This window comes from Flavobacterium sp. (assembly GCF_044368625.1).
GTDB lineage: Bacteria > Bacteroidota > Bacteroidia > Flavobacteriales > Flavobacteriaceae > Flavobacterium.
Genome location: NZ_JBIPPD010000100.1, coordinates 1 through 11,399, shown reverse-complemented (window position 1 = coordinate 11,399; position 11,399 = coordinate 1). Strand labels below are relative to the sequence as shown.

Sequence of the window (11,399 nt, the reverse complement as noted above, 5' to 3'; positions counted from 1 at the left end):
GGCTTCACTACTAAATTCGACTCCAAAACTAAAAATATTCATACCCAATAATTTATCTATCAAACAAATATACAAAAATATGAGCAATTACGGATATATATAAAAAAAATAAAGTTCTTCATTCTTTTGTGACTTTTATTGTGTTTGAGTAAAAGTAATTTATTTGGATTTAGCTTAAAAAAAAACGCCTCTATGATTTGGAGGCGTTTTTTTTATACTGAAGCATGTTTTATTTTACACTTGCAAACAAATATTCTCTATTCATTCTGGCAATGTTTTCTAGGGAAATTCCTTTCGGACATTCTACTTCGCAGGCTCCCGTGTTGGTGCAATTTCCGAAACCTTCTTCGTCCATCTGACGAACCATGTTTAATACACGAGTAGCAGCTTCTACTTGACCTTGAGGCAATAAGGCATATTGAGATACTTTTGCAGAGACGAAAAGCATAGCAGAGCCGTTTTTGCATGAAGCAACACAAGCACCACAACCAATACATGCCGCCGCCATAAATGCTTTATCAGCATCGTCTTTTGGAACGGGAATTGCGTTAGCATCAATGGTATTTCCAGATGTATTTACAGATACAAACCCTCCCGCTTGCTGAATACGATCAAAAGCACTTCTGTCCACCACTAAATCTTTAATTACTGGGAAAGCAGCGCTTCGCCATGGCTCAACTACGATGGTATCGCCGTCTTTAAACATTCGCATGTGCAACTGACAAGTGGTGATTCCCGTGTCTGGTCCGTGAGCTCGTCCATTTATGTATAAAGAACACATACCGCAAATTCCTTCGCGACAATCGTGATCAAATGCTATAGGCTCTATTTTATCGTTTATTAATTGTTCGTTTAACTGGTCTAACATTTCAAGAAACGAACTAGCTGTGGAAACATCATTCAATTTATATGATTCCATTTTTCCTTTTTCTTTGGCGTTTTTTTGTCTCCAAATATTAAGGGTGATATTGATATTTTTTGCTGCACTCATAATTTTTTATTTGTAGTTTCTCGCGGCTATTTTAATAAACTCGTATTTCAACTCTTCTTTGTGAAGCTCTTCTTTACTGATGTCCTCTCCTTTGTATTCCCAAGCACTAACAAAAGAAAAGTTTTCATCATCACGAAGTGTTTCTCCTTCTGCATCTTGATACTCTTCGCGGAAATGACCTCCACAAGATTCTTTACGTTGCAATGCATCCATCGCCATTAATTGGCCTAATTCAAAAAAGTCGGCCAAACGAAGTGCTTTTTCTAATTGGGGGTTCAGTTCATTTGCATGTCCTGGAACATTTACATCTTTGTAGAATTCTTTTTTAAGAGCGTCAATTTCTAAAGTTGCTTCTTTCAAACCAGCTTCATTTCGTCCCATTCCTACTTTATTCCACATAATTAAACCCAATTTTTTGTGGAAATAATCCACTGATTTGGTTCCTTTTATGTTCAATAATTTTTCTATTGAAGCAGTAACTCTGGTTTCAGCTTCATTGAATTCTGATGATTCCGTCGAAATTTTACCTGTTCTAATTTCATCTGCCAAATAATCTGAAATGGTATAAGGCAATACAAAATAACCATCGGCTAAACCTTGCATTAATGCCGAAGCTCCAAGTCGGTTGGCTCCGTGATCAGAAAAATTAGCTTCACCCGCAACAAAACAACCTGGAATTGTGGACTGTAAATTGTAATCTACCCAAACGCCTCCCATTGTGTAATGTACGGCTGGATATATTTTCATCGGTGTTTCGTAAGGGTTTTCGTCCGTAATTTTTTGGTACATTGTAAACAAGTTACCATATTTTTCGGACAACCATTCTTTCCCTAATTTGGTAATTTCTTCTGGAGTGGGGTTGTGATTTCCTTTGGCGTAAGCCGATTGTTTTCCTTTGGTTTGTATTTCCGTAGAAAAATCTAGATAAACACCTTCATTAGTGTCGTTAGATTCTATTCCGTGACCTGCATCACAAACCGCTTTGGCTGCTCGAGAAGAAATATCTCTAGGGGCTAAATTTCCGAAGGACGGATATTTTCGCTCTAAGTAATAATCTCTATCTTCTTCGGCAATTTCTGTTGGTTTTAATTTCCCTGCACGAATAGCTTCTGCATCTTCTTTTTTCTTTGGTACCCAAATACGTCCAGAATTACGAAGCGACTCGGACATCAACGTAAGTTTTGCCTGATTTGTGCCGTGAACTGGAATACAAGTTGGATGGATTTGTACAAAACAAGGATTGGCAAAAAGAGCGCCTTGTTTATGAATTTTCCAACCAGCCGTTACGTTACTTCCCATTGCATTTGTAGAAAGGAAATAAACATTTCCGTAACCACCCGAGGCTATAACAACAGCGTGAGCCGAATGTCTTTCTAATTCTCCTGTCACTAAATTTCGGGCGATGATTCCGCGTGCTTTACCGTCTACTTTTACTAAATCGAGCATTTCGTGACGGTTGAACATTTTTATTCTACCTAAACCAATTTGTCTTGAAAGTGCCGAATAAGCTCCCAGTAATAACTGTTGACCCGTTTGTCCTGCTGCGTAAAAAGTACGTTGCACTTGTGTTCCACCAAAAGAGCGGTTGTCAAGTAGTCCGCCGTATTCTCTTGCAAAAGGAACACCTTGAGCCACACATTGGTCGATGATGTTTCCAGAAACTTCTGCTAAACGATGCACGTTTGCTTCTCGGGATCGATAATCGCCTCCTTTGATGGTATCGTAAAAAAGTCGGTAAATACTATCACCGTCATTTTGATAATTTTTTGCCGCATTGATACCACCTTGAGCCGCAATTGAATGGGCACGTCTTGGTGAATCTTGATAACAAAATGCTTTTACATTATATCCCATTTCGGCTAGCGAAGCAGCTGCCGAAGCACCAGCTAAACCCGTACCTACAACGATGATATCTATTTTGGGTCGGTTATTTGGAGCAACGAGTTTTAAGTGATCTTTATAATCAGTCCATTTTTTGGATATATCTCCTTTTGGTATTTTAGAATCTAAAGTCATGATTTTTTAGTTATATTATTTAGCAAAAAAGTGAATGTAAACAGGAATAGTAGCAAACAATAGTGGTACTAAAATTGCAAATCCCTTTCCGAATCCTCTAATAAAACCGTTGTATTTTGGGTGATTAACACCTAAAGATTGCCATGCACTTGCAAAACCGTGAAGCAAGTGGAATGCCAATACAATCATGGCGATTACATACATTATTGTAGCAATTAATCCGTATTTTGCATCCTGAAAATAAGCAAAAGTAATTTTGTGTAGGTCTTTGTAACCTTCACCCATTTTTACATTTGCCTGCTTGTTGTAAAACTCCGTTCTGTTTCTGATTTCTAAACCAGCTTGCTCAAGTTGATCTGCATTTGCAGGAAAAAACTTTCCGTTATCTGTTGTTAAGTAAAACTCTTGTTTCATGCCACTGCCTGTGTCAACTGAAATTGTTTGCAACGGCATATTTTTGTCAAAATGCATTACCGCCCAAAAATTAACCATGTGGGTGATGATGAAGATCAAAATTAACGATCCTAAAATTGCCATATTCCGTGAAGCGAAAGAGCTGTTGGCACTTGGATTTGTTTTAGCATAAGCAATAGGCCTAGCTTTCTTGTTTTGAATGGTGAGTAAAATACCGTCAATTGCATGAAACACAATTGAAATGTAGGTTACGTAGGAAAGAAGTTTGACTGCCGGATTGGTAGTCATAAATAACGCGTACTGGTTGAATTGTAATGCGTCTCCAAATATTAATTGCAAGTTTCCAGCAAGGTGTCCCGCCAAAAACAAACATAAAAATAAACCTGTAAGAGCCATCCAGTACTTCTTTGCAAGTGACGACTTTAATAATGCAGATTTTGCCATAATTTATAATTGAGTGTTTTAAAATCACACAAAAATACTGCTTATTGGCAAATACTACAACCTTTGCGTGTTTATTTATAACGATTTTAAAGTGTTTGATTATTAAAAGCATTCCGAAAGGACGCATAAAGGTTTACATCATTATTTACAACTCACCTAATGGCTGTAAAATAAGGAAATGCACTCCAAATTACTTGTCTTTTATAGATGTGATTCGCACGTTTCAGATTTAATGCACTCTATTAATCTGCTTTAAAATTCGTATTTGTAGGTTTCATTTTTAATCCTTTTCGGATCTCAAAATGTGCTCCATTTTTTTTCCTTTTGCCAATTCGTCCACCAACTTATCCAAATACCGCACTTGCCGCGTCAATAGATTATCTATTTCTTCTATACGATAACCACAAATTACCCCTTTTATTTTATTCGCATTTAGATTCAATTTCGCGGCATTAAAAAAGGCGTGAAATGTTGCTTTTTGATCAATCATTTCTTGAATCTTTCTTTGATCAAAACCTGTTAGCCATTCAATTACCGTATGGAGTTCTTCAATAGTTCTTCCTTTTTTTTCAACTTTGGAAATATAATGCGGATAAACAGATGCAAAAATCATTTTTGCGATTCGTTCGTTGTGTTCGGGCGTAATTTCCATTTTTAAGGCCTCGTCTTGAGTGTAACGTTTAAATTTAATTTATGTCAATAAATAGATCCGACAGTTGTTATCGTAGATAAACTCCTTAACAATTCCAACTAATACGTTTTGGTCATATCTGCATCAATCACTAAAATAAAATCTGCTTTATTCAAATGTTCTTTTTCCAAATCATCCACTTCATTTTGTTCTACCGTTGCTATGGTAACAATTTTGACTTCAGGATGATATTTCCTTAAATACCAATTGATTCCATCAAAATTATCCGAATGAAAACTACCGTTAAAATGAATGAATACCGAATTGGGTTGGCGGTTTTTAATTATAAAATGAGCCATCGTTGCATCTTTACTCGCTTGAGCTTTGGGCATATTTGGACTTGTATGTTCGCCCATCATCGTCATCATTTGGGTATAACCAGGTAAATTTTTGTCGTAGGGCATCGGCAGTGGTGCCATCCACGATTTCTCTTCGTCGGTCAGGGCTTCCAAAGCTTCAAATCCTTTTTTGTGAACCATTGATGCATATCTTCTAGGAATATTTGTAGCAATAAATGGCAGTTTGTTCGCTTTCGCAAAATCAACTAAGGGCTTGTAATCGGTTTTATAATTGGACCACAATCGTGCGGTGGAATCCAATTGCTTTTGATTCATTTCATCTGCCAAATAAGCATTCAACTGCTTTTGATTATCGGCTTCGATCATTTCGGCTCCTAATACAATTTTACTTTTTGAAGCTACATCTTTGGTTAATTCCAATTGCAACCAATGGCAAATGGGATTGTTGTGAAATTCACCAAACAAGACGACTTCAGTTTTTAAAGAAGCTTTAACTACTTTTTCAAAACTGACTTTTTTGCCATTTTTATCAAAAAGTTGGTACGGTTTTTTGTCTTGAGCGTGCAAAATCGTGCATGATGCTAGAACTAATGATACGAAGTAGTTTTTCATATATGTAAAATTTGATTTATTAGCGGTTTTATATAGTATCACTTTTATTTATTAGTGTTTATCTCACAATAGTATCGTTTTCATCGGTGTTCGATGACCCGAGCTTGCGAACTGGCGAGGCATTTTCAATTTCTTGCGCAAACTTTTCGTTAATGGCAATTTCATGGAATAAAAATTTTTTAAATATAACAAAAAATTAAATTTTATAGTCGCATTAACTGCAATTGAACATATTCTTTTTAAATTTGGATTTTACAAAAACAACCTCATTGGACTCGCATTTTTGCAGTCTACAATTAAAATTTTAACTTTATGAAATACCATCAAATAGACCGTTCGCTTTTTATCAAAAATCGTAAAAAATTCACGACAGCAATGAAACCCAACAGTGTTGCTGTTTTTAATTCGAATGATATTTATCCCGTTTCAGCTGATTCGACTTTGCCGTTTGCACAGCATCGAGATATTTTTTACTTGAGTGGTGTGGATCAAGAAGAGAGTATTTTATTGCTATTTCCGGATGCACCTTACGAGAATTTGAAAGAAATTTTGTTCTTGAAAGAAACCAACGACCACATTGCGGTTTGGGAAGGCGAAAAATTGACCAAAGAACGAGCGTTTGAAGTTTCGGGCATTAAAACGGTGATTTGGTTGCAGGATTTTCACAAAACGTTGAAAGAAATCATGGCCTATTCGGATACGATGTACCTTAATACCAACGAGCATTACCGTGCTTCAGTAGATACACAAACGCGTGAAGATCGTTTTATAAAATGGTGGAAGGCAAATTATCCTGCACATAAAGTCGAGAAATCCAACCCAATTTTGCAACGTTTGCGTTCGGTAAAAGAGCAAGAAGAATTGGATTTGATTCAAAATGCATGTAACATTACCGAAAAAGGTTTTCGTCGTGTGTTGAATTTTGTAAAGCCAAATGTTACAGAATATGAAATTGAAGCCGAATTGATTCATGAATTTATCCGAAACCGTTCCAAAGGTTTTGCTTATACTCCTATTATTGCTTCGGGAAACAACGCCAACGTTTTACATTACATCGAAAACAATCAAATTTGCAAAGGGGGCGATTTGATTTTACTGGACGTTGCGGCAGAATATGCCAATTATTCTAGCGATTTGTCGCGTACCATTCCGGTTTCGGGAAAATATACCGACCGTCAAAAAGCGGTTTACAATGCCGTTTTGCGTGTCAAAAATGACGCTACAAAACTTTTGGTTCCAGGCACACTTTGGAAAGAATACCACCAAGAAGTGGGTAAGCTAATGACTTCAGAGTTGCTTGGTTTGGGACTTTTGGACAAAGCAGACGTGCAAAACGAAAACCCCGACTGGCCGGCGTATAAAAAATATTTCATGCACGGAACTTCGCACCACATGGGATTGGACACGCACGATTATGGTTTGCTGTACGAACCCATAAAAGCCAATATGGTTTTTACCGTAGAACCTGGTATTTACATTCCAGCCGAAGGTTTTGGCATTCGATTAGAAGATAATGTGGTAATTCAGGAAGCGGGAGAGCCATTAAATATGATGAAGAATATTCCGATTGAGGTGGGGGAGATTGAAGAATTGATGAATAGTTAAAGTTGTAAGTTGTACCTTTGTTGAAATAAAATTACAGATAGTTTTAATAAGCGTATAATTCTTATTCTAAACTTTTTAAATAAAAAATAAAATTGTTCATTTTTATTATTAACTTTACATAAAAACTAAAACTTATGAACACACTTTTAAACCTTGACTTTGTTCATTTTTCTAAAAATGTTGAAAATGTTATTGCAAAAATTTTTAATAGTCTAGACATTTCTAACATCAGCGATTGTAAAAATGACAACATAGAAATAACCAAGATTTTAGATAATCCGAAAGATGAAATGCTTTTCAATGAGACAGTAGAATATCTGAAAAAACATAAGGACGTTAAGGAAAAGGAAATCTCTTTGTCAAATAACAATTCATTAATTATATCGATAGAGTAAATTGAATGTTAATATAGCTTTAAATACCATTATAATCATAATGGTATTTTTGTTTCCAGGTGTTTTATTTAGAAAATTTTATTTTTCGGGGCAATTCGGAAATCAATTTGAACAAGGAAATCTACTTGAAAGATTTCTTTGGTCTCTTTTTCTGAGTTTGGTTTGTCTCAGTTCGGTTTCATTGTTGTTTTTTATACTAGGTTATTTTTGGAATCTGCATCCTTTAGAAAATATAAACTACGACAAAATTTCTTCAATTTTCCAAAACCTAGCAAGAAATGAATTTCCTAAATCTTTTACTGACAAAATTGAATTTAGAAGTTTTCTAATTTTGATATTTATCATCTATTTTATTTCCGCTAGCCTTGGTTATATAATCCATATCGTAATTAGAACTTTGGCATTTGATCGGTTTTCAATATTTAAATTTAAAAACAATTGGCATTATTTGTCCCAAGCCTACAAAGAAAATGGTGTTAATAGAAAAATTGGAGATGTCTATACAACTTTAGTTGATGTTTTAGTAAAAAATAATACTAAAGATGAGCTTTATCAAGGGATTTTGAATAATTTCATTTTAGATAAAGAGGATAAATTAGAAAACATTGTACTGTCAAAAGCATATAAATTTGTTTCAATAGAAAAAAGTGAAAATGAAAGTAAAATTGATGATATAAACGAGTCCATCAATAACGGGGAAAATCTTTTTACCTTACACCGTAATTATACCAACAAAATAGTGTACAAGAAATCTATTGATGGAAACCTACTTGTTCTGCCGAAAGATAACATTATAAATATTAATTTTACTTATGTAAAAACTTCAAATAAAGTTAAATACTGGAAAACGCGGTTTTTCGGTCTGTTAACAATTAGTTATCTATTAATCATTGTAATGCTCGTTATCTTACCATTCTTAGAAATAAAAGTATTATACTTTAATTCTCTTTGGAAGAAATTTGCATTTTCCGCAACTACATTTTTAGTCTTATCAATAATAATTAATCTAATTGAAGATTTACTTAAAATTAAAATAGCAAAAAACGCCACTAGTTTAAAAGATAAAATCTTTATTATAATCCTTTTCTCTACACCTTATCTTTGGATATTTAATCTAATTACAGGAATTTATACAGTTCTACTTTTTTTTATAATCTTATTTATTCTAATAGCAATTCAGAATAATGACAAAAAAACTTAGTAATATAGTTAAACTAAATTATGTACACTTCAAAAACACCGCCATCTCCTTTACCGACCAAGGAAAAGGCACCGCCATCGTTTTCCTGCACGGTTTTTTAGAAAACAAAAAAATGTGGAACGCTTTTGTTCCTGAGTTTTCCAAGAAATACCGAATTATCACGATTGATTTATTGGGTCACGGAAACTCTGAACCCCTCGGATATGTACATTCTATGGAGGACAATGCTGATGTGGTGCATGCGGTTTTGTCGGAACTTCGGATTCGAAAAGCGGTATTCGTGGGACATTCGATGGGTGGTTATGTGGCTTTGGCTTTCGCCGAATTGTATCCCGAAGCCGTAAAAGGTTTGGTGTTGCTCAACTCTACTTCCCGTGCCGATAGCGATGAGCGGAAAACCAACCGCGATCGAGCCATCAAAGCCGTGAAACAACATTACACCAACTTTGTACGGCTTTCCATTGCCAATTTATTCAGCGAAAACAACCGAGAACGCTTGGCGGACGAAATTGAACAAGTCAAAAACGATGCGGTAAAAACGCCCTTACAAGGAATTGTAGCATCGCTTGAAGGGATGAAAATTCGCAAAGACCGCGAAGTTTTGCTGCATTTTTCGCCCTATCCGGTACTTTTAATTTTAGGCGAAAAAGACCCAGTTTTGAATTATGAGGAAACCATCGAACAAATTGAAGGAACAAAAGTACAACTGGTTTCATTTCCCGACGGACACATGAGTCACATCGAAAACCGAACAGAATTGATGCAAGTTTTGGGTGCTTTTTTTAAGAAAATTTAAGGCATTCGTTCCTCAAAAGGCACATTTACATCTAAAATTTCCTTAAGTAAAATAACCAATTCCGAAAGGTAGTTTTCTAAAATTTCGGCATTCACAACAGTCATTTCCTCTTTTCCGTTTTTAAATTTAAAGGGCAAGAAACCGTTTTTTAAATTTTTAAACGATACGATTCCGACTTCCATTTCCTTACCGTTGGCGAGGTTTTCGAACATAAAAGCATAGGCTAAAATTTGAATGATTTTTTCATTCTTTACCTCAGCCGTTAAATCATTCCACGTTTTTAATGTAACCGTGGTTTGCTCTACTTTGCCTGTTTTGTAGTCAATAATTCGAATACGACCGTTTCGTTCCTCAATTCGATCGACCGAACCACCTATTACGACTGGAAAAGGCAAATGGGGATGTTCAAAAGTGCGTTCAAAGCGGTTTTCTAAGTGGAGGATTTTTATTTCGTCGCCGTTATTGATGCCTTTTAATTCAACATTTAAGAAATTGAAAATTGTTCGCTTAGCTACTTCAAATACCAGTAAATTTCGCCCTTTTTGGATTTCGCCTTCTTTGTAAATGAGTTTAAATTGGTTCAAAACCTCAGCTTCGATTCTTGGAAACAGGCTTTCGACATTATCTACTTTTAATGTTTTGCCAATCAAAGGTTTGTATAATTCAAGTAAGGTTTCGTGGATAATAGTTCCCAAGGTATTGACTGCTATACTTTCTTCCACTTCTTCTACTTGGCTGATTCGGATGATTTTTTGGAAATAAAACTGTATCGGATTTCGAATATAACTCGTCAATGCTGAGGGCGAAAATCCTTTTTGGGCTATTTCTGCCAAACGTTGCATTACACTTTCCGATTTTTCAATCCGCATGGGTTCGTAGGCTTTTTGCGGCACTTCGGTGTTATAAATTTCGTGGGTTAATTCGTGGGTTTTTTGCTTTTCGATTTCAATTTGGGTAATAAAACGGCTTTTTTCACCGCCGTCGAGTCCTTCACTTTCAGTATTGTAAATCAGGTAAATATTTTTGGCCCTTTGCAAAAGATGGTAAAAGTGGAACGTGTAAATGGCATCCTTTTCCTTGAAAGTAGGTAACTTCAATTCTCTTTTCAAATCATAAGGAATAAATGAATTGGTGGCTTTTCCTGAGGGAAATTTACCTTCGTTCATTGAGGTAATGATGACATTATCAAAATCCAAAACACGGCTTTCTAAAACACCCATAACTTGCAAACCGCTCAAGGGTTCACCCTCAAAAGAAACCTCTGCCACATCAATGACTTGCTTGTAAATTACAAAAAGCGTTTGTAAGTCGTCTATTTCGGAGTGATTGGTATAATAGGTTATTAACTTATTGATGACTTTGTAAATACTGTAAATAAAAGCATTGTTGATTTTTTCCTCTTCGTTCGTAATGTCCAACTTACTTTTAATCGAAAGCAAAAGTTGCGATAAAAGATTTAGTATCGCTAAAGGTTTATCATTCCATTGCCGAAAAAGCAGTAAAAAAAAATCGTTTTTGTCTTCTTGTAATTCTAAAATCCGTTTTTGGGTAATGAATGTATAGTTGTTTTGATTGATTATTTTGGCCAATGCCGAAGAATTACTGAACGGTTCCACTAATGGATGGGTCAAAATATCCATTACATCTTTGTAGTAAAAAACGTAAGAATTGGGGTTGCGTTTTAGGGCATTGGTATGCAGCTTAAACAACTTGGCCAATAACAATTGAGCCGGATTATTCTTCGCCGAATAACCCATCGTTATATTTAATGCCGGAACACTTTTAGGTAACGCATGCAAAACTGGTAACAACAAACTTTCTTCCCCTAAAACAATAGCGGTTTTGTGGATGCTTTGTGGATTTTCGGTCATGATTTGTTCGACAATTTTTCCTGCAATTTTGGCTTGACCGATGGTTTTGGGAGTTCCAATGACT

Annotated in this window: 10 protein-coding genes; 4 read left to right on the top strand and 6 right to left on the bottom strand. The window is 35.5% G+C overall.

Annotation, left to right across the window (positions count from 1 at the left end; genetic code table 11):
* Positions 1-229: 229 nt before the first annotated feature.
* The 5 genes from ACIQ2X_RS09005 to ACIQ2X_RS08985 all read right to left on the bottom strand — a co-directional run bounded on the left by ACIQ2X_RS09005 (position 230) and on the right by ACIQ2X_RS08985 (position 5,467).
* On the bottom strand, positions 230-991 hold the full coding sequence (locus ACIQ2X_RS09005) for a succinate dehydrogenase/fumarate reductase iron-sulfur subunit (RefSeq protein ID WP_396178598.1): 762 nt from the start codon (positions 989-991) through the stop codon (positions 230-232).
* A gap of 6 nt (positions 992-997) precedes the next feature.
* Positions 998-3,007 carry a fumarate reductase/succinate dehydrogenase flavoprotein subunit gene (locus ACIQ2X_RS09000; protein ID WP_396178597.1) on the bottom strand — a complete coding sequence of 670 codons (2,010 nt, stop codon included), beginning with the start codon at positions 3,005-3,007 and terminating at the stop codon, positions 998-1,000.
* Between the two features lie 15 nt (positions 3,008-3,022).
* Positions 3,023-3,865, bottom strand: a complete 843-nt coding sequence (locus tag ACIQ2X_RS08995; protein ID WP_396178596.1) for a succinate dehydrogenase cytochrome b subunit — start codon at positions 3,863-3,865, stop codon at positions 3,023-3,025.
* Positions 3,866-4,145: 280 nt separating this feature from the next.
* The gene (locus ACIQ2X_RS08990) at positions 4,146-4,517 is read right to left on the bottom strand and encodes a DUF2200 domain-containing protein (RefSeq protein WP_396178595.1); all 372 of its coding nucleotides are present in this window, start codon (positions 4,515-4,517) and stop codon (positions 4,146-4,148) included.
* 98 nt (positions 4,518-4,615) lie between these two features.
* Entirely contained in the window at positions 4,616-5,467 is an 852-nt protein-coding gene (locus ACIQ2X_RS08985) for a ChaN family lipoprotein (protein ID WP_396178594.1), read from the bottom strand.
* Between the two features lie 312 nt (positions 5,468-5,779).
* Here ACIQ2X_RS08985 and ACIQ2X_RS08980 point away from each other — a divergent pair, with 312 nt between their 5' ends.
* The 4 genes from ACIQ2X_RS08980 to ACIQ2X_RS08965 all read left to right on the top strand — a co-directional run bounded on the left by ACIQ2X_RS08980 (position 5,780) and on the right by ACIQ2X_RS08965 (position 9,464).
* Entirely contained in the window at positions 5,780-7,072 is a 1,293-nt protein-coding gene (locus ACIQ2X_RS08980) for an aminopeptidase P family protein (protein WP_396178593.1), read from the top strand.
* 134 nt (positions 7,073-7,206) lie between these two features.
* Positions 7,207-7,467 carry a hypothetical protein gene (locus ACIQ2X_RS08975; protein ID WP_396178592.1) on the top strand — a complete coding sequence of 87 codons (261 nt, stop codon included), beginning with the start codon at positions 7,207-7,209 and terminating at the stop codon, positions 7,465-7,467.
* Between the two features lie 49 nt (positions 7,468-7,516).
* A complete protein-coding gene (locus ACIQ2X_RS08970; protein WP_396178591.1) occupies positions 7,517-8,668 on the top strand; it encodes a hypothetical protein in 1,152 nt (383 codons plus the stop codon).
* Entirely contained in the window at positions 8,652-9,464 is an 813-nt protein-coding gene (locus tag ACIQ2X_RS08965; RefSeq protein WP_396178590.1) for an alpha/beta fold hydrolase, read from the top strand. Before ACIQ2X_RS08970 ends, ACIQ2X_RS08965 begins: the two co-directional genes overlap by 17 nt.
* Here ACIQ2X_RS08965 and ACIQ2X_RS08960 read toward each other — a convergent pair.
* Positions 9,461-11,399 (bottom strand): PD-(D/E)XK nuclease family protein (locus tag ACIQ2X_RS08960; RefSeq protein WP_396178589.1); only part of this gene is annotated, 1,939 nt, incomplete at its 5' end. The two genes, ACIQ2X_RS08965 and ACIQ2X_RS08960, sit on opposite strands and share 4 nt — an antisense overlap.

Excerpts from the sequence above, each read along its gene's own strand:
- ACIQ2X_RS08975 (WP_396178592.1), top strand. The coding sequence starts at position 7,207 with ATGAACACACTTTTAAACCTTGACTTTGTTCATTTTTCTAAAAATGTT.
- ACIQ2X_RS08980 (WP_396178593.1), top strand. The coding sequence starts at position 5,780 with ATGAAATACCATCAAATAGACCGTTCGCTTTTTATCAAAAATCGTAAA.
- ACIQ2X_RS08985 (WP_396178594.1), bottom strand. The coding sequence starts at position 5,467 with ATGAAAAACTACTTCGTATCATTAGTTCTAGCATCATGCACGATTTTG.
- ACIQ2X_RS08965 (WP_396178590.1), top strand. The coding sequence starts at position 8,652 with ATGACAAAAAAACTTAGTAATATAGTTAAACTAAATTATGTACACTTC.
- ACIQ2X_RS08990 (WP_396178595.1), bottom strand. The coding sequence starts at position 4,517 with ATGGAAATTACGCCCGAACACAACGAACGAATCGCAAAAATGATTTTT.
- ACIQ2X_RS09005 (WP_396178598.1), bottom strand. The coding sequence starts at position 991 with ATGAGTGCAGCAAAAAATATCAATATCACCCTTAATATTTGGAGACAA.
- ACIQ2X_RS09000 (WP_396178597.1), bottom strand. The coding sequence starts at position 3,007 with ATGACTTTAGATTCTAAAATACCAAAAGGAGATATATCCAAAAAATGG.
- ACIQ2X_RS08995 (WP_396178596.1), bottom strand. The coding sequence starts at position 3,865 with ATGGCAAAATCTGCATTATTAAAGTCGTCACTTGCAAAGAAGTACTGG.